Origin of the sequence: Amycolatopsis rifamycinica (genome assembly GCF_000695625.1) — a bacterium.
Taxonomy (GTDB): domain Bacteria; phylum Actinomycetota; class Actinomycetes; order Mycobacteriales; family Pseudonocardiaceae; genus Amycolatopsis; species Amycolatopsis rifamycinica.
Map to the genome: position 1 here is coordinate 40,646 of NZ_JMQI01000076.1, position 15,955 is coordinate 56,600.

The 15,955-nt window shown below is 73.3% G+C and carries 20 protein-coding genes; 3 read left to right on the top strand and 17 right to left on the bottom strand.

Going from position 1 to position 15,955, the window contains the following annotated elements; translation table 11 throughout:
• Nucleotides 1–22: 22 nt before the first annotated feature.
• The 4 genes from DV20_RS36975 to DV20_RS36990 form a co-directional block, all read right to left on the bottom strand.
• Nucleotides 23–778: a YebC/PmpR family DNA-binding transcriptional regulator gene (locus DV20_RS36975; protein WP_043788051.1), complete on the bottom strand. Its 756-nt coding sequence runs from the start codon at nucleotides 776–778 to the stop codon at nucleotides 23–25.
• Between the two features lie 41 nt (nucleotides 779–819).
• Nucleotides 820–1,437 (bottom strand): pyridoxal 5'-phosphate synthase glutaminase subunit PdxT, encoded by a 618-nt coding sequence (gene pdxT, locus DV20_RS36980; protein ID WP_043788052.1) that lies wholly within the window; start codon nucleotides 1,435–1,437, stop codon nucleotides 820–822.
• A 247-nt stretch (nucleotides 1,438–1,684) separates the two neighbouring features.
• Nucleotides 1,685–2,005: an AzlD domain-containing protein gene (locus DV20_RS36985; protein ID WP_043788053.1), complete on the bottom strand. Its 321-nt coding sequence runs from the start codon at nucleotides 2,003–2,005 to the stop codon at nucleotides 1,685–1,687.
• Nucleotides 2,005–2,697 carry an AzlC family ABC transporter permease gene (locus DV20_RS36990; RefSeq protein WP_043788055.1) on the bottom strand — a complete coding sequence of 231 codons (693 nt, stop codon included), beginning with the start codon at nucleotides 2,695–2,697 and terminating at the stop codon, nucleotides 2,005–2,007. Before DV20_RS36990 ends, DV20_RS36985 begins: the two co-directional genes overlap by 1 nt.
• 68 nt (nucleotides 2,698–2,765) lie before the next feature.
• Between DV20_RS36990 and DV20_RS36995 the strand changes: the two genes are divergently transcribed.
• Nucleotides 2,766–3,329, top strand: a complete 564-nt coding sequence (locus DV20_RS36995) for a helix-turn-helix domain-containing protein (protein WP_043788056.1) — start codon at nucleotides 2,766–2,768, stop codon at nucleotides 3,327–3,329.
• On the opposite strand, the gene DV20_RS37000 is transcribed toward DV20_RS36995, so the two are convergent.
• The gene (locus tag DV20_RS37000) at nucleotides 3,326–4,261 is read right to left on the bottom strand and encodes a helix-turn-helix domain-containing protein (RefSeq protein WP_043788057.1); all 936 of its coding nucleotides are present in this window, start codon (nucleotides 4,259–4,261) and stop codon (nucleotides 3,326–3,328) included. The two genes, DV20_RS36995 and DV20_RS37000, sit on opposite strands and share 4 nt — an antisense overlap.
• A 70-nt stretch (nucleotides 4,262–4,331) precedes the next feature.
• On the opposite strand from DV20_RS37000, the gene DV20_RS37005 reads away from it, so the two are divergent.
• Nucleotides 4,332–4,667 carry a cupin domain-containing protein gene (locus tag DV20_RS37005; RefSeq protein WP_043788058.1) on the top strand — a complete coding sequence of 112 codons (336 nt, stop codon included), beginning with the start codon at nucleotides 4,332–4,334 and terminating at the stop codon, nucleotides 4,665–4,667.
• Between the two features lie 4 nt (nucleotides 4,668–4,671).
• On the opposite strand, the gene pdxS is transcribed toward DV20_RS37005, so the two are convergent.
• From pdxS to DV20_RS37020, 3 genes are all read right to left on the bottom strand, one after another.
• Entirely contained in the window at nucleotides 4,672–5,595 is a 924-nt protein-coding gene (pdxS, locus tag DV20_RS37010; RefSeq protein ID WP_200876576.1) for a pyridoxal 5'-phosphate synthase lyase subunit PdxS, read from the bottom strand.
• An 87-nt stretch (nucleotides 5,596–5,682) separates the two neighbouring features.
• Nucleotides 5,683–6,666, bottom strand: coding sequence for a DUF5937 family protein (locus DV20_RS37015; RefSeq protein WP_043788065.1), 984 nt, complete (start codon nucleotides 6,664–6,666; stop codon nucleotides 5,683–5,685).
• Between the two features lie 33 nt (nucleotides 6,667–6,699).
• The gene (locus tag DV20_RS37020) at nucleotides 6,700–8,142 is read right to left on the bottom strand and encodes an FAD-binding oxidoreductase (RefSeq protein WP_043788066.1); all 1,443 of its coding nucleotides are present in this window, start codon (nucleotides 8,140–8,142) and stop codon (nucleotides 6,700–6,702) included.
• 133 nt (nucleotides 8,143–8,275) lie between these two features.
• Here DV20_RS37020 and DV20_RS37025 point away from each other — a divergent pair, with 133 nt between their 5' ends.
• Nucleotides 8,276–10,384, top strand: a complete 2,109-nt coding sequence (locus tag DV20_RS37025) for an elongation factor G-like protein EF-G2 (protein ID WP_043788067.1) — start codon at nucleotides 8,276–8,278, stop codon at nucleotides 10,382–10,384.
• A 60-nt stretch (nucleotides 10,385–10,444) separates the two neighbouring features.
• Here DV20_RS37025 and DV20_RS37030 read toward each other — a convergent pair whose 3' ends face one another.
• From DV20_RS37030 to DV20_RS37070, 9 genes are all read right to left on the bottom strand, one after another.
• Nucleotides 10,445–10,948, bottom strand: coding sequence for an XdhC family protein (locus DV20_RS37030; protein ID WP_043788068.1), 504 nt, complete (start codon nucleotides 10,946–10,948; stop codon nucleotides 10,445–10,447).
• Nucleotides 10,949–10,961: 13 nt separating this feature from the next.
• Nucleotides 10,962–11,231: a hypothetical protein gene (locus DV20_RS37035; RefSeq protein WP_235191104.1), complete on the bottom strand. Its 270-nt coding sequence runs from the start codon at nucleotides 11,229–11,231 to the stop codon at nucleotides 10,962–10,964.
• Nucleotides 11,232–11,264: 33 nt separating this feature from the next.
• Complete coding sequence (locus DV20_RS37040; protein WP_043788070.1) at nucleotides 11,265–11,519, bottom strand: hypothetical protein; 255 nt, start codon at nucleotides 11,517–11,519, stop codon at nucleotides 11,265–11,267.
• A 1-nt stretch (nucleotide 11,520) separates the two neighbouring features.
• Nucleotides 11,521–12,003 (bottom strand): hypothetical protein, encoded by a 483-nt coding sequence (locus DV20_RS37045; protein ID WP_043788071.1) that lies wholly within the window; start codon nucleotides 12,001–12,003, stop codon nucleotides 11,521–11,523.
• Nucleotides 12,000–13,145, bottom strand: a complete 1,146-nt coding sequence (locus tag DV20_RS37050; protein ID WP_043788095.1) for a glycosyltransferase family 4 protein — start codon at nucleotides 13,143–13,145, stop codon at nucleotides 12,000–12,002. The genes DV20_RS37045 and DV20_RS37050 overlap by 4 nt, the downstream gene beginning before the upstream one ends.
• Before the next feature lie 18 nt (nucleotides 13,146–13,163).
• Nucleotides 13,164–14,081: a phosphatidylinositol mannoside acyltransferase gene (locus tag DV20_RS37055; protein ID WP_043788072.1), complete on the bottom strand. Its 918-nt coding sequence runs from the start codon at nucleotides 14,079–14,081 to the stop codon at nucleotides 13,164–13,166.
• Entirely contained in the window at nucleotides 14,078–14,704 is a 627-nt protein-coding gene (gene pgsA, locus DV20_RS37060) for a phosphatidylinositol phosphate synthase (RefSeq protein ID WP_043788073.1), read from the bottom strand. The genes DV20_RS37055 and pgsA overlap by 4 nt, the downstream gene beginning before the upstream one ends.
• 88 nt (nucleotides 14,705–14,792) lie before the next feature.
• Entirely contained in the window at nucleotides 14,793–15,314 is a 522-nt protein-coding gene (locus DV20_RS37065) for a MarR family winged helix-turn-helix transcriptional regulator (protein ID WP_043788074.1), read from the bottom strand.
• Nucleotides 15,315–15,401: 87 nt separating this feature from the next.
• Nucleotides 15,402–15,908: an HIT family protein gene (locus DV20_RS37070; protein WP_043788096.1), complete on the bottom strand. Its 507-nt coding sequence runs from the start codon at nucleotides 15,906–15,908 to the stop codon at nucleotides 15,402–15,404.
• Between the last annotated feature and the right edge of the window lie 47 nt (nucleotides 15,909–15,955).

A 15,955-nucleotide genomic window follows, 5' to 3' on the forward strand; every position in this document is an offset into this window, starting at 1 on the left:
GCGTTGCGGCGCAAGGGAAAACTCAGCCGACTTCGGCGAGCACCTCGTCGGAGACGTCGAAGTTCGCGTAGACGTTCTGGACGTCGTCACAATCCTCGAGGGCGTCGATCAGCTTGAAGACCTTCTTCGCGCCGTCGGCGTCGAGCGGGACGCTCACCGAGGGCAGGAACGTCAGGTCGGCCGACTCGTATTCGAAGCCGGCGTCCTGCAGTGCCTTGCGGACCGGGACCAGGTCGGTCGCCTCGGACACGATTTCGAAGTTCTCGCCGAGGTCGTTGACCTCCTCGGCGCCCGCGTCGAGCACGGCCATGAGGACGTCGTCCTCCGCCGCGTCGCCCTTGGGCATGAGCACGACGCCCTTGCGGTTGAACAGGTAGGCCACCGAGCCCGGGTCGGCGAGCGAGCCGCCGTTGCGGGTCAAAGCGGTGCGGACCTCCGACGCGGCGCGGTTGCGGTTGTCGGTGAGGCACTCGATCAGGACGGCGACACCGTTCGGGCCGTAGCCTTCGTAGGTGATGGTCTGCCAGTCGGCGCCACCGGCCTCTTCGCCGGCGCCGCGCTTGCGGGCGCGCTCGATGTTGTCCTGCGGGACCGAGTTCTTCTTCGCCTTCTGGATGGCGTCGTAGAGCGTGGGGTTGCCATCCGGGTCGCCACCACCGGTGCCCGTGCGGGCGGCCACCTCGATGTTCTTGATCAACCGCGCGAAGAGCTTGCCGCGCTTCGCGTCGAGGTTGGCCTTCTTGTGCTTCGTGGTGGCCCACTTGGAGTGGCCGCTCATCTCTCCTCCATCTGTTCCGTACCCCGGCCGGGCACCGCGTCTCAGGCAGCCTTTCGCACGAGGTCGACGAACAGCCGGTGCACCCGCACGTCGGGCGTCAGTTCCGGGTGGAACGCGGTCGCCAGCACCGCCCCTTGCCGGACCGCGACGATCCTAGCGGTGTCCTCCGCCACGCCGGGCACGCCGCTGACCGTGGCCAGCACCTCGACGCCGTCACCGGCCTTCTCGACCCAGGGAGCGCGGATGAACACGGCGCGGACGTCCCCCTCGACACCGGCGAAGTCCAGGTCGGCCTCGAAGGAGTCGACCTGCCTGCCGAAGGCGTTCCGCCGCACGACGACGTCGAGCCCGCCGAGCTGCTGCTGGTCGGGCCGCCCGTCGAGGGTCTGCCGCGCCAGCAGGATCATCCCGGCACAGGACCCGAAGGCGGGCAGCCCGCCGGCGATCCGCGCCCGCAGGGGTTCCAGCAGTTCGAAGCTCTCGAGCAGCCGCGACATGGTGGTCGACTCGCCGCCGGGCAGCACGAGACCGTCCACTTCGGACAACTCAGCGGCGCGGCGGACCGGCTTGGCCCGCGCACCCGCCTCGGCCAGCATGGCGACGTGCTCCCGCACGGCGCCCTGCATGGCGAGCACACCGATGAGTGGTTCCGACGACACCCGACCTCCCGAAAGACCTTCCCACCAGCCTAGACGCACCGGCCCCAGCCCTGACCGGCAGGTCAGACCCACCCCGGAACGGGCCTCACCCGTGTCCCGAAAGGCATCACGCGTGATCAAGCGGGCATCACCCGTGTCCCGGGAGGCATCACCCCGATGCCCGCCGGATCACGCGTGCTGCCCCTCCCATCACGCGTGCTGCCCCTCGGATCACGCGTGATGCCTGTTTCCGCACGTCAGGCGGTGCTCAGGGGACGCCGGCCAGCCTCAGCAGCGCCGCTGTCGCCGCGGCGGCCACCACCACCAGCACGAACGGGGCCTTCCGCCACGCCAGTACCCCCGCCACCAGGACCCCGGCCGGACGGGCGATGCCCGCGAAGCCGTGTCCCTCGGTCAGCGCGCTGACCGCGACCAGGGCCGCCAGCAGCACGACCGCCGCCAGCGCCATCAGCCGTTCCGCTTTCGGCGACAGCTTCATCCGCCTGCGCAGCACCGGCCCGGCGAACCGGAAGGCGAAGGTGCCCCCGGCCAGCACGGCCGTCGCGATCAGCAGCTCGGTCCCGTCCATCAGCGCGCCTCCTGCGGTTCGGGTTCCTTCGCCGTGACGCCCACCAGGACCCCGGCCAGCGCGAGCAGCACGGGCAGGCCGGCCGGCAGGAACGGCGTCGCGGCCAGGGCGGCCACCACCCCGGCCAGCACCGGCCAGCGCGCCGCCTTGTCGCGCAGCGACGGCAGCACCAGCGCCAGCAGCACCGCCGGGAACGCGGCGTCGAGACCGAAGACGTCGGTGTCGGTGATCGCCGTTCCGGCGAACGCCCCGGCCAGCACCCCGGCGTTCCAGAAGACGAAGATGCCGAGCCCGCAGGCCCAGTAGGCGCCGCGGCGGCGCGGGGCCTCGTCCTGGGCCATCGCGAAGGCCACCGTCTCGTCGCTCATCAGGTGGCTGCCCAGTAGCCGGGCGGGCCACCGCTTCCCCAGGACGTCACCGATCGCGAAGCCGAACGGCAGGTGCCGCGCGTTGGCCAGCAGCCCGGCCAGCACCGCCGCGAACGGGTTGCCGCCCGCGGCGACGATGCCGATGAACATGAACTGCGACGCCCCCGCGAAGACCAGCAGCGACATCAGCATCGGCAGCCACAGCGGAAAGCCGGAGCTCACCGCGATGGCGCCGTAGGAAACCCCCACGAGACAATCGGCGAGACAGACCAGGCCGATGTCACGGGCGAGGCCCCGATCGAGTGTTCGCCATATCGAACGCATGTGTTCTACAGTGAACGCACGGCCCCGTGTTCGTCAAGGCGAACGGAACGACCGATGGAGCGAACAGGATGTCTCAGGAAGCCACCGGGGCGCCGCTGGAGATCATCGCGGCCTCGCTGCGCCGCGAACGGACCCGGGCGGGCCTGTCCCTGACCGAGGTCGCGCGCCGCGCCGGCCTGGCCAAGTCGACGCTCTCGCAGCTCGAATCGGGCACCGGGAACCCGAGCGTCGAGACGCTGTGGGCCCTCGGCGTCGCTCTCGACGTACCCTTTTCCCGGCTCGTCGAACCCGAGCGGCCGAAGGTCCGGGTGGTCCGCGCGGGCAAGGGGCCGACCGTGTTCGCCGAACACTCCGACTACGCGTGCACGCTGCTGTCGGCCTGCCCGACCGGCGCCCGCCGCGACATCTACGTCGTCCGCGGCGAGCCCGGCACGCCCCGGCGCTCCGATCCGCACATGACCGGCGTGGTCGAGCACATCGTGCTGTGCGCGGGCCGCGCCCGGATCGGCGTCACGGACGACCCGCAGGAGCTCCTCCCGGGGGACTACATCTCCTACCCCGGCGACGTCCCGCACATCTTCGAAGCCCTCGAGCCGGGCACGTACGGCGTCGAGATCTCCGAATACAGCTAAGGCGCCCGGAACGCCCGCCGGTAGGCACCCGGCGTGGTGCCCACCCGCTCGCGGAAGCGGCGGCGCAGGTTGACCGCCGAGGTGAGGCCGACGCGGGCCGCGACGGCCTCCACCGGCAGGTCCGTCTCCTCCAGCAGCGCGCGCGCCGCGGCCACCCGGCGGGCCAGCAGCCAGGCGCCCGGGCTGGTGCCGAGCCGGTCGGCGAACCGCCGGGCCAGCGTGCGCGGGGAAACGTTCAGGTACGCGGCCAGCTCCCCCACCGACAGCGGGGTGCCGAGACGCTCGGCGGCCCACTCCAGCAGGCCGTCCAGTTCGTCGCCGTCCGCCTCGGGCGGCGCGTACTGCGCCTGTCCGCCTTCGCGGTGCGACGGCAGCACCATGTGCCGTGCGAGCAGGGTCGCGTACGCGGCTCCGTGGTCCTTCCGGACGAGGTGGAGGCACAGGTCGAAGCCCGCGCCCGCGCCGGCGCTCGTGGCGACGTCGCCGTGGTCGACGTACAGGACGTCCGGCTCGACGCGCACCTGGGGGAACTCCCGCCGCAGCTGCTCGGCCCGCGCCCAGTGGGTGGTGGCCGAGCGGCCGTCCAGCAGCCCGGTGCGGGCCAGCGCGAAGACCCCCGAGCAGATGGTGACGAGCCGCGCGCCGCGGGCGTGGACCGCCAGCAGTGCTTGCCGCACGCGGGCGGGCAGCGGCGCCTCCACCGGCGCCCAGCCCGGGATCAGCACGGTGTCCGCGGCCGCCAGCGCCTCCAGGCCGTGGGGCACGGCCATCGCGTACCCGGCCGTCGTCGGTACCGGGCCGGGCGTCTCCGCGCACACCTCGAACCCGTAGTGCCGCGGGATCCCGGCCCGCGGGGTGCCGAACACCTCGGCGGCGATGCCGAGCTCGAACGTCGACTGCACCGGCCGCACGAGGGCCACCACGCGATGCATGGCAGGAAAGTACCCCATGGTGTCTTTCCGGGCACTGACCCGCCGCGGCGCCGCCCGGCACGGTGGAGCCATGCACCCGGAGATCCTCGCCCAGGAGGGCTACACGTCCGTGTCCGTCGCCGACGCCCCGGTCCGGGAGCTGTTCCCCGGGGTCCGGCTTCGTCCACTGTGGACCGGAGAGAACGGTGCCCAGGCCTGCGTCCTGGAAATGGATCCGGGCGGTTCGTGGCCGCACCGGGACGTGCACGAGCCCGGGCCGGAGGAGGTCTACGTCGTCGCGGGCACCTTCGACGACGGCGCCCGCAGCTATCCGGCCGGAACGTTCCTGCACGCCCCGGCCGGCTCCTGGCACGTACCCGCCTCCGGCACCGGCTGCACGCTGTTCCTCTTCTACCCCGAGGGCTAGGAGGTCACCAGCCGCGCTCGGCGAGGCGGTGGGGCTCCGGCAGCTCCTCGACGTTGATGCCGACCATCGCCTCGCCCAGGCCGCGCGAGACCTTCGCCAGCACGTCCGGGTCGTCGTAGAACGTCGTCGCCTTGACGATCGCCTCGGCGCGCTGGGCGGGGTTGCCGGACTTGAAGATGCCCGAGCCGACGAACACGCCCTCGGCACCCAGCTGCATCATCATCGCCGCGTCGGCCGGGGTGGCGATGCCGCCCGCGGTGAACAGCACCACCGGCAGCTTGCCCGCCTCGGCGACCTCCTTCACCAGCTCGTACGGCGCCTGAAGCTCCTTCGCCGCGACGAACAGCTCGTCCTCGGGCAGGTTCTGCAGCCGCCGGATCTCCTGGCGGATCTTGCGCATGTGCGTGGTGGCGTTGGAGACGTCACCGGTGCCGGCCTCGCCCTTGGAGCGGATCATCGCCGCGCCCTCGGTGATCCGGCGCAGCGCTTCGCCCAGGTGGGTCGCGCCGCAGACGAAGGGCACGGTGAACGCCCACTTGTCGATGTGGTTGGCGTAGTCGGCCGGGGTGAGGACCTCGGACTCGTCGACGTAGTCCACGCCGAGGGACTGCAGGACCTGCGCCTCGACGAAGTGGCCGATGCGGGCCTTGGCCATCACGGGGATCGAGACGGCCTCGATGATGCCGTCGATCAGGTCGGGGTCGCTCATCCGGGCGACGCCGCCCTGGGCGCGGATGTCGGCGGGCACGCGCTCCAGCGCCATCACCGCGACCGCGCCGGCGTCTTCGGCGATCTTGGCCTGCTCGGCGGTGACCACGTCCATGATCACGCCGCCCTTGAGCATCTCGGCCATGCCGCGCTTCACCTTGGCGGTGCCGGTGACGGACTGGACGGTGCCGCTGGTGGGGGTGGGCTGCTGCTCGGACACGACGAGGCCTTTCGACACGGTTCGGGGGTGGACGATCCGAGCGTAGGTCGGCGGTGGACCCTTGAAGCAGGCCAGTACGCGGCTATCTCAGCAGTCCACTTCGCCGGTGCCCGCGACCAGGGCTTCCGCGAGCGAAGTGCGCGCGTAGAGCACGTGACGTCCGGCACGATGCCGCTTGACCAGGCCCGCGGCGTTCAGGATGCCGAGGTGCTGCGACACCGCGCCGGCGCTCAGCTCGGTCCGGCGGGCCAGCTCCGCGGTGGACGCCGGCGCGGCCAGCTCGGCCAGCAGCATCGCCCGGCCGCGGCCCACCACGGCGGCCAGCGCGCCGGGCGCGGTGGCCGTACCGGTCTCCCACAGCGTCGCGATCCCGCGCGGCGGGTAGCGCAGCACCGGCTGCCAGCGCGCGTCGGTCTTGGAGAACACCCGCGGCCAGACGAACGCCGAGGGCACCAGCACGAGGCCACGCCCGTCCAGCGGCACCGCGGCGTGCAGGTGCCGGTGCGCCACCGTGAGCGTGCCGCCCTCCCAGCGGACCAGCGGGGTGAGGTCGTTGAACAGCTCGGCGGCCCCGCCCTCGGCCAGCAGCCGGGACCGGTACAGCACGTCGGCTTCGAGCAGCGCGCGGATCCGTGGCCAGTCGGGGGCCAGCACGAGGTGCCAGTACCGCTCCATCAGCGTCGCGAGCCGGTCCAGGCCCGCCTCCGGCTCGCGGTGGAGGCGGGCCAGCGCCGGCGAGCGCGGCCCGGCCATCCCGTCCAGTTCGCGCCGGACCAGGCGGGCGGGCACGTCCCGCAGGTCGGCGAGCTCGTCGGCCAGGTCGGGCAGCGGCGTCGACGGCGTGCCGGCCAGGAACCCGGGCAGGTGCCGCAGCGGCACGAGCTCGCGCAGCAGCCCGATGTCGAGCCCGGCCTCCTCCAGCGCCGCGGTGGCGCGCTTGATCCACGGCAGGTGCAGGGCGTGCTGCCCCGGGGAGTTCAGGACGCGGACGCTCGCGACGATCTCCCAGGCCGGGGAGAACGCGAACCGGGTGTGCGCGAGGTCCTCTGTGGAGAATGCCAGGTCGAGCACCGTTGCCTCCTGCCCGCGGGAATCCGGCGCAGTCTAGGACTCTCCCATGTGGACGGTCGAGCGGGGCCCGGACAGCCCTTGCGGGAAGGCGAAAACCCCGTGCGGGTCGTACTTCCGGGCGATGGCGCGCAGCCGCGGCAGATTGACCCCGTAGTACGCCCGCGCCCAGTCCGGCATGTCCGGGTCGAGGTAGTTGACGTACCCGGTGGTGCCGAACTCCGGCCCCAGCCCGTCGCGCACGGCCGCCAGCGCGCGCCGGGCCTCGGCCTCGCCGCCGTCCTCGGGCGTGGCGCCGTGCAGGAACTGGAAGCTCGCCAGGGCGGACCGGTGGGGAAAGGCCGTCTCGCGGGCGCCGACGCGGGCGATCGCGCCGCCCGCGGAGTCGATGAGCGTCCCGACGCGCGGGGACCGGGTCAGCACCTCGACGACCGCGGCCGGGTCGTCGACGGGCCGCAGCAGCATGCGCGAGGTCCCGACGTACGCGGCCCGGGCCGCGGTCGCCCCAGGCCGGGCTTCGTGGTCGTCGAACGACCGCAGCGCGCTCAGGTGGTCCCGCGTTCGCGCCGCCCGTTCGGCGGGCGAGGTACCCACGCGGCGGACGAGGTCGTCGAGCAGGGGCTTCAGCCGGGCTTCGGGACCGAGGAACGTTCCGTTGGTTTCGGCGGTCGCCGCGCCGATGTTGACCCCCGACCACAGCTCGTCCGGCATCCCCGGCAGCCACTCCTGCCAGCCGGCCAGCAGCGCGGCCTGGGTGCCCGGCGGGAAGACGAGCTTGTAGGTGACGACGTCCGCGATGGGCACGGTCGAGAAGGTGAAGCCGGTGACGATCCCGAAGTTGCCACCACCCCCGCCGCGCAGCGCCCAGAACAGGTCCGGTTCCGCGGCCCTCGACACCGTGCGCACGTGGCCGTCGGCGGTGACGATCCGGGCCGCTTCCAGGTGGTCGCACGTCAGCCCGTGCTTCCGGTCGACCAAGCCGACGCCGCCGCCGAGGGCTAGCCCGGCGATGCCGACGGTCTCGCAGGAACCGGCCGGCAGGACCCGGCCGTGCGCGGCCAGCGTCGTCGCGATCGGCCCCAGCCGGGCACCCGCGCCGATCGCCGCGCGGCCGTCCGGACGCACGTCGACGCCGGAAAAGCGGCTCAGGTCCACCACGATCCCGCCGTCCACAGTGGAGTAGCCGGGATAGCTGTGCCCGCCGCTGCGCGCGGCGACCGGCAGCCCGTGCCGGGCGGCGAACCCGACCGCGGCCTGCACGTCCTCGACGCGCGCCGCGCCGACGACCGCGGCCGGCATCCGGTGGTCGTACATCGTGAAGAAGCCCTGCTTGGCCTCGGGGTAGCCCGGGTCGCCCGGCCGGAACAGCGGCCCCGCGAGCCGCTTCCGCAGCCGCTCCCAGTCGTCCCGCGGGGGCCGGCCCGCCAGGCCCGCCACCGGCACCGCCCCGGAAATGCGCAAAAAAGCCCGCCTGTCCATGCCGCTCCCCCTCGCACCGCGCCTCCCCCGGGGCATTCGGCTGGTCCCGGGGGCCTTGCCTTGCCGGGACCAGGGTAGCGGGTGTGTGATCGAGGACACATCCCGTACACCAGCCGTTCGCCGAGGAGTCGTCATGGCCGACAAACAAGCCAAGAACGCCGACGCCGGGGCCGCCGTCGCTGTGGACGACCCCGCCAAGGTCCGCAACGTCGTGCTCGTCGGGCCGGCCGGGTCCGGGAAGACCACCCTCGCCGAAGCCCTGCTCGCCGCGTCCGGCACGGTGCCGCGGGCGGGCTCGGTGGTCGACGGCACGACCGTGTGCGACCACGACCCGGCGGCGGTCCGCCAGCAGCGCTCGGTCGGCCTTTCGGTGGCGCCGGTGCTGCACCAGGGCCACAAGATCAACCTGATCGACACGCCCGGGTACGCGGACTTCGTCGGGGAGCTGCGGGCCGGGCTGCGGGCGGCCGACGCGGCGTTGTTCGTCGTCTCCGCCGCCGAGGGCGTCGACGCGGCGACGGTCGCGGTGTGGGAGGAGTGCGCCGCGGTCGGGATGCCGCGCGCGGTCGTCGTCTCCCGGCTCGACCACCACCGGGCCGACGCGATGGCCGAGATGGCCGCCTGCCAGGCCGCGTTCGGCGCCGGGGTGCTGCCGCTGTACCTGCCCGCGGGCGACGGCCTGGTCGGGCTGATCACCCAGCGGTACTTCGACTACTCGGGCGGCTACCCGCCGAAGGTCGGCGAACCCGCCGCGGCCGACCTCGAGCGGATGGCCGAGGCCCGCAACGAGCTGATCGAAGGCGTGATCGCCGAGAGCGAGGACGAGTCCCTGATGGACCGCTACCTCGCCGGCGAGGAGATCCCCGAGGCCACCCTCATCGCCGACCTCGAAACCGCCGTCGCGCGCGGGTCCTTCCACCCCGTCATCCCGGTGTGCTCGACCAGCGGCGTCGGCCTGGCCGAGGTGCTCGACGGCATCGTCCGCGCGTTCCCCTCCCCGCTGGAGCACCGGCCCCCCGAGGTCACCACGCCGGACGGCGGCGAGCACGCCGCCATCACCGCCGACCCCGCCGGCCCCCTCGCCGCGGAGGTCGTCCGGACGGCGGTGGACTCCTACGTCGGCCGGGTGTCACTCGTCCGGGTGTTTTCCGGGACGCTGCGGCCCGAACGGCCGGTGCACGTGTCCGGGCACGGCCTCGCCGAGCGCGGCCACGAAGACCACGACGCCGACGAGCGCGTCGCCCACCTGTATTCGCCGCTCGGTTCCGCCCTGCGGGAAGTGCCCTACTGCGTCGCGGGCGACCTCTGCGCGCTGACGAAGGTCGGCTCGGCGGAGACCGGCGACACCGTCTCCTCCCCCGACGACCCGCTGCTGATGGAGCCGTGGGCGATGCCGGAACCGCTGCTGCCGGTGGCGGTCGTCGCGAAGACCCGCAGCGACGAGGACACCCTGGCCCGCAACCTTTCCCGCCTGGTCGCCGGCGACCCGACCCTGCGGCTGGACCGCAACGCCGAGACCGGCCAGCTGGTGCTGTGGTGCATGGGCGAGGCCCACGCCGACGTCGTGCTGTCGAGGCTGCGCGCGGGCGGCGCCGACGTCGACACCGAGCCGGTGAAGATCAGCCTGCGCTCGACGTTCAGCAAGCCGGCCAAGGGCCACGGGCGGCACGTGAAGCAGTCCGGCGGGCACGGCCAGTTCGCCGTCTGCGACATCGAGGTCGAGCCGCTGCCGCGCGGCAGCGGCTTCCAGTTCGTGGACAAGGTCGTCGGCGGCGCGGTGCCGCACCAGTTCATCCCGAGCGTGGAGAAGGGCGTGCGCGCCCAGCTGGCGCGCGGCCTCGCCGACGGCCACCCGGTCGTCGACGTCAAGGTGACCCTGGTCGACGGCAAGGCCCACAGCGTGGATTCCTCGGACGCGGCGTTCCAGACGGCGGGTGCGCTGGCCCTGCGCGAGGCCGCGGCGAACGGCCACATCACGATGCTGGAACCCCTGGAGGAGGTGGCGATCCGGCTCCCGGACGAGCACCTCGGCACGGTGCTGGGCGACCTGTCCTCCCGCCGCGGCCGCGTCCTGGGCACCGAAGCCGGCGAAGGCGGCCGGACGGTGATCAAGGCGGAGGTCCCGGCCACCGAACTGGTCCGCTACCTCATCGACCTGCGTTCGATGACCTCGGGCACGGCCACGTTCACCCGCCGCCACGCGAGGTTCGAGCCCATGCCGGAAGGAATGGCCGTCCACTGAACCGCTCGTGAGTGGTAAGGCGGGTCAGAATCCTCCTTACCACTCACGACCGGGGTGGCGTCAGAAGTCGAAGCCGCCGGGGCGGTGGTTGCGGTCGGCGATCAGGCCGGCCAGGGTCGCGAGGGCGATTTCGGGCGGGGTGCGGGAGCCGATGTTCAGGCCCACCGGGCGGTGCACCCGGGCGATGTCGGACTCCGGCACGCCGAGGGCCTGCAGGGCGGCGACGTGCGGGCCCGGGTGACGCGGGTTGCCGAGCACGCCCACCCAGCGCGGCTTGCCCTCGAGTGCGGCCTTGAGGACTGTGCCCAGCTCGGGGCGGTGGTGGTCGGTGACGACCACGTCCGCGGACACGTCGAGCGACGGCAGCACGGTGTCCGCCTCGAACCCCTCGGGCACGTCCGTGACGCGCGCGGGGTCGGGCTCGAACAGCGCCACGTGGTAGCCGACCTCACGGGCGAACTTCAGCAGGGACCGGGACACCGGCGACGCGAACACCGCCACCAGGGTCCGCAGCCCGGGGTCGGCCGGGGCCGTGCCGTGCGCGACGTCGCAGGTCTCACTCATGCCGCCCAGTGTGTCAGCCGCCGGCCTGCTCGCCCACCGTCACGCGGAACTGCCACACGTCCGTCCGGCCCTTCACCAGCACCAGGTACCCGTCGCTCACCCGCAGCACGACCCGCTTCTGCGGCGACGACGGCCGCGGCGGCCGGTGCTGCTTGGCCAGCAGGTACGCCTCGTCGAACGCGGTGTCGCGGTCCGGGTAGCCCGCCGCGTCGGCGACTCCCCAGCCGCGGCCGTCCCCCGCGCCGCCCTGCTCTTCGATGACGACCCACCACATCGGACTCATGCCGCTTCCGACGCGGTCCGGGCGTCAACGGTTTCAGACCTCTTCGAGCACGCTCAGCCGGAAATGGAACGTCGACGTCCGGCCCTCGACGACCACCAGGTACCCGCCCGGGCCCCGCAGCACCTTCCGCGACTTCGGCGACCACGGGTAGGCGGGCTGGTACTCGCGGGCCAGCCGCAGCGCCTCGGCCTCGGCGGTCTCCCGGTCCGGCTGCGGGAACGTCTCCGACAGCGACCATTCCCGGCCGTCACCCATGCCGCGCTGCTCCTCGACGACCACCCACCACATGTCAGACCTCCGGCTCGGCGAACTCGAAGTACTCCGGCAACGGCGCGGTCCCCGCGAGGCGGAAGTACCGCACCTTCCGCCGCCGGCGCAGCCGCAGCGTGTCGCGGACGGCGTCGTTGTGGACGCGGCGGGCGATCACCACCCGGTGCTCGGCGTCGGTCAGCTCTTCGGCCAGCTCGGGCGGCAGGCCCGCCCGGTCGACGCGGCTCAGCTGCAGCGTCAGGTCACCCTCTTCGGCCTCGCGGTCCGCGCGCAGCGCCGCTTCGGCACGTTCGGCCGACGTCCGCAGCTCAGTGTCGCCCAGCACCGCCGCCACGGCGCGGGCCACCACCGCCCGGCGGGCCAGGGCGGCGTCGAGCGCGGCCCAGCCGGCGTCCGTGCGGACGTGCAGCCGGTCGAGCCGGTTCGCCGTCGCCACCAGGAAGAGCCCACCCAGCAGCACCACCAGGGCGAGCAGCGGGAGCAGCCAGCCGAGCACGCTCACCGGGCGAGCTCCCGCTCGGGCGCCGCGACCCGCCGCGGGTCGGCGGCGACGGCCGTCTCGTAGACGCGCAGCACCTGCGTGGCCACCACCGACCAGTCGTACATCGTCACGCGCTCCCCCGCCGCCGCGGCCAGTGACGCCCGGCGCGCCGGGTCGCCGAGCAGCTCGCGCAGCCCGTCCGCGAGCGCGGCCGGGTCCCCGGTCTCGACGAGCAGGCCGGCACGGCCGTCGTCGAGCACCCGCCGGAACGAGTCGAGGCCGCTGGCCAGCACCGGGGTGCCGGCCGCCATCGCCTCGGTGAGGATCATCCCGAAGCTCTCGCCGCCGGTGTTGGGCGCGCAGTAGACGTCGACGCTGCGCAGCGCCTGGGCCTTCACGTGGTCGTCGGCCTGGCCCAGCAGCTCCAGGTGCGGGGCCAGGTCCGGCCCGGCGTCGCGGCGCAGCTGGTCTTCGTCGCCGCGGCCGACCACGACCAGCCGCAGGTCCTCGAACTCCGGGAGGATCAGCCGCAGCGCCTCCAGCAGCACACCCATGCCCTTGCGCGGCTCGCCGAAGCGGCCGACGAACCCGACCGTGCCCCCGGCCCGCGGGTAGCCGGACAGCGGCAGCGCCGAGGAGAAGAACCCGACGTCGACGCCGTTCGGGATCTCCACGGCGTCACCGCCCGCGTGCTCGACCTGGACGCGTCGGGCCAGCGCCGACACCGCGATCCGCGCGGTGATCTTCTCCAGCAGCGGCCGCAGCACCGGCTGGAACGCCGACAGCGTGCGCGAGCGCGTCGTCGCGGTGTGGAACGTCGCCACGATCGGGCCGTCCGCGATGAGCAGCGCCAGCAGCGACAGGCTCGGCGCGGCCGGTTCGTGCAGGTGCAGGACGTCGAAGTCGCCTTCGCGGATCCAGCGCCGCACCCGCGCGTAGGACACCGGGCCGAACTGCAGCCGGGCGACCGAGCCGTTGTACGGGATCCCGAGCGCCTTGCCGGCCGAGTGCACGAACTCCGGCAGCTCCGCGTCCTCGTCCGCGGGCGCCAGCACCGAGACCTGGTGCCCGCGCGCGAGCAGCGCCTTCGTCAGGTCGATCACGTGTCCCTGGACCCCGCCGGGCACGTCGAAGGAGTAGGGGCACACGATCCCGACCCGCATCGGCCGCGTGGCCACCGCTCAGCTCGCTTCTTCGAGGCTTGCCTGCTCGGCGGCCTCGAGGTCGGCGGGCCAGAACTTCTGCACCATGTGCCAGTCGGCCGGGTGCGCGGCGATGTCGCCGGCGAAGATGTCCGCCAGTGCCTGGGTGGCGGCCGGGACCTCGGCCCGCGCGGTGACCCGGATGCGCGGGTGCAGCCGGATCTGCCAGCCGTCCTCGGTGAACCAGCAGCCGGCCGGGATCAGCGCGGCGCCGGTCGTCGCCGCCAGCCGCGCCGGGCCGCCGGGCAGCCGGGCCGGCTCGCCGAAGAACTTCACCGGGATGCCGCTGGTGGTCAGGTCGCGGTCGCCGACCAGGCAGACGGCCTTGTTCTCGCGCAGCCGCTTCAGCAGCACGCGCATCGCCGAGCTGTCGCCGGTGAGCGGCACGATCTCGAAGCCGAGCGACTCCCGGTACTCGACGAACCGGCGGTAGAGCGACTCGGGCTTCAGCCGTTCGGCCACGGTCGTGAAGCCGCCGAGGTAGTCGGCCAGCCAGACGCCGGCGACGTCCCAGTTGCCGCTGTGCGGCAGGGCCATCACCGCGCCGTTGCCCTCGGCCAGTGCCGCGTCGAGGTTCTCCACGCCGGTGATCGACGCCGCGACCTTGGCGCTGACCTCCTTGTGGTCCATCGACGGCAGCCGGAACGTCTCGTGCCAGTAGCGGGCGTACGAGCGCATCGCGCGGCGCGTCAGCTCGTCGAGCTCGACGGGGTCGGCCTGCGGCACGACGCGGGCGAGGTTCGCGCGCAGCTGACGCACGCCCCCGCCGTCCCGGCGGACGGCGAGGTCGGCGCCGAGCGAGAAGACCGTCCCGCCGAACCCGGCGGGCAGCCAGCCGGCGAGCTTCCACCCGGCCGCGTAGCCGAAGGCGCTCAGCCGCTCGCTCAGCGTGCTCATGCCCGCTGCTCCCCCGCGGCGGCTTCGCGGGCCGCCTTCGCCACGGCGGCGAAGCGCTGCAGCAGCGTGACGACCGATCCGGCGGCGAGCAGCCAGAGCGTCACGTCCACGGTGTACGGGATGCCGAAGCCGTGCAGGCCGGTGCCGACCAGCGCGATGATCAGCCGCTCCGCGCGCTCGACGAGCCCGCCGTCGACCGGCAGGCCGGAGGCGTCCGCGCGAGCCTTGACGTAGGAGATCACCTGGGCGAGCACCAGGCACAGCAGGGCCGCGGCGGCGGCCGGGTGGTTGTCGTCGACGACGAAGCACCACCAGGCGATGGCCGCGAACAGGGCACCGTCGACCAGGCGGTCGCAGGTCGCGTCGAGCACCGCGCCGAACGGGGTGCCGTAGCCGCGGGCCCGGGCCATCGCGCCGTCGAGGATGTCGAGCATCGCGAAGCCCCACACCGTGAAGGTGCCCCACAGGAGGTGGTCGTTCGGGAAGAAGAGCAGGGCGCAGACGACCGCGCCGGCGGTGCCGAACACGGTCATGACGTTCGGGGTCAGCCCGGCGCGGACCAGCGCCTGGCCGATCGGATCGGTGACGCGGGAGACGGAGGCACGCGCGAAGATATTGAGCATCGGTTCGTCGAGGCACCTGGCTACGAGGGTCGGGTGGGCGATGGCAGCCTATCGACCCACGTGCGCGGCCCCGACGCGCCGCCCCGGGTCAGCCCGATTTCGTGAGCTGGCCCTCGTGCTCCCGCGCCTCTTCGGCGGCCACCGCGGCGGCGCACTTCGGCGACAGCTGACGGCGGATGGCGGCGCTGATCTCGCCGAGCGCCGTCACCTGCTCCGGCGTCAGCGGGTCGAACAGGCTCTCCCGGACGGCCTCGACGTGCCCGGGTGCGGCCGCCTCCAGCGCGGCGAAGCCGTCGTCGGTCAGCACCGCCCAGGCGCCGCGCTTGTCGGTCGGGCACGCCTCGCGCCGCACCCACCCGTTCGCCTCCAGCCGGGCGACGGCGTGCGAGAGGCGGCTGCGGGACGCCTGCCGGGCGTCGGCGAGCTCGCTCATCCGCAGCCGGCGGCCGGGCGCTTCGGAGAGGGCGACGAGGACTTCGTAGTAGGTGTGCGGCATGCCCGAGTCGTGCTGCAGCTGGCCTTCGAGGTGCGCGCTGAGCATGCGGGTGGCCGCGTTGAACTCGCGCCAGACGCGCTGTTCGTGATCGCTGAGCCATCGGGTTCCGGACATAGCCCCATCATACTCTCGGTTGAACACTCAATCAGGAGTTTTCGCCGGTCGGAGCAACGCCGGCCCGGACACCGGCGGTCCGGCGGGTCACCAGGCGTCGGCCAGCATGTCCCGCGTCTCCCCCAGCAGCTGCGGGAGCACCTTCGTCTGCCCGATGACCGGCATGAAGTTCGCGTCCCCGCCCCACCGCGGCACCAGGTGCTGGTGCAGGTGCGCCGCGATGCCCGCGCCCGCGATGTGGCCCTGGTTCAGGCCGATGTTGAACCCGTGGGCGCCGGACACCGCGCGGATCACCTTCATCGCGTGCTGCGTGAACTCCGCGACCTCGCGCGTCTCCTCGGCCGTGAGGTCGGTGTAGTCCGCGACGTGCCGGTACGGCACCACCATCAGGTGCCCCGGGTTGTACGGGTACAGGTTCAGCACCGCGAAGACGACGTCGCCGCGGGCGACGATCAGGCCGGTTTTGTCGTCCAGCGTGGGGATGCGGCAGAACGGGCAGCCGGGCTCGTCGTCGCCGTCCGGCTTGTCCTGGCCCTTGATGTAGGCCATCCGGTGCGGGGTCCAGAGGCGCTGGAAGGCGTCCTGGACCCCGATGCCCTGCTGCTCGACGAGCTCGGTACTGCCGCTTTCGGGGGGTCCAG

Coding starts and splice junctions, on each gene's coding strand:
- pgsA (WP_043788073.1), bottom strand. CDS start 14,704: ATGCTCAATATCTTCGCGCGTGCCTCCGTCTCCCGCGTCACCGATCCG.
- DV20_RS37005 (WP_043788058.1), top strand. CDS start 4,332: ATGCACCCGGAGATCCTCGCCCAGGAGGGCTACACGTCCGTGTCCGTC.
- DV20_RS36985 (WP_043788053.1), bottom strand. CDS start 2,005: ATGGACGGGACCGAGCTGCTGATCGCGACGGCCGTGCTGGCCGGGGGC.
- DV20_RS37065 (WP_043788074.1), bottom strand. CDS start 15,314: ATGTCCGGAACCCGATGGCTCAGCGATCACGAACAGCGCGTCTGGCGC.
- DV20_RS37000 (WP_043788057.1), bottom strand. CDS start 4,261: ATGCATCGCGTGGTGGCCCTCGTGCGGCCGGTGCAGTCGACGTTCGAG.
- DV20_RS36995 (WP_043788056.1), top strand. CDS start 2,766: ATGTCTCAGGAAGCCACCGGGGCGCCGCTGGAGATCATCGCGGCCTCG.
- DV20_RS37040 (WP_043788070.1), bottom strand. CDS start 11,519: ATGTGGTGGGTGGTCGTCGAGGAGCAGCGCGGCATGGGTGACGGCCGG.
- DV20_RS37035 (WP_235191104.1), bottom strand. CDS start 11,231: ATGAGTCCGATGTGGTGGGTCGTCATCGAAGAGCAGGGCGGCGCGGGG.
- DV20_RS37050 (WP_043788095.1), bottom strand. CDS start 13,145: ATGCGGGTCGGGATCGTGTGCCCCTACTCCTTCGACGTGCCCGGCGGG.
- DV20_RS36990 (WP_043788055.1), bottom strand. CDS start 2,697: ATGCGTTCGATATGGCGAACACTCGATCGGGGCCTCGCCCGTGACATC.
- DV20_RS37020 (WP_043788066.1), bottom strand. CDS start 8,142: ATGGACAGGCGGGCTTTTTTGCGCATTTCCGGGGCGGTGCCGGTGGCG.
- DV20_RS37025 (WP_043788067.1), top strand. CDS start 8,276: ATGGCCGACAAACAAGCCAAGAACGCCGACGCCGGGGCCGCCGTCGCT.
- DV20_RS36975 (WP_043788051.1), bottom strand. CDS start 778: ATGAGCGGCCACTCCAAGTGGGCCACCACGAAGCACAAGAAGGCCAAC.
- DV20_RS37030 (WP_043788068.1), bottom strand. CDS start 10,948: ATGAGTGAGACCTGCGACGTCGCGCACGGCACGGCCCCGGCCGACCCC.
- DV20_RS37055 (WP_043788072.1), bottom strand. CDS start 14,081: ATGAGCACGCTGAGCGAGCGGCTGAGCGCCTTCGGCTACGCGGCCGGG.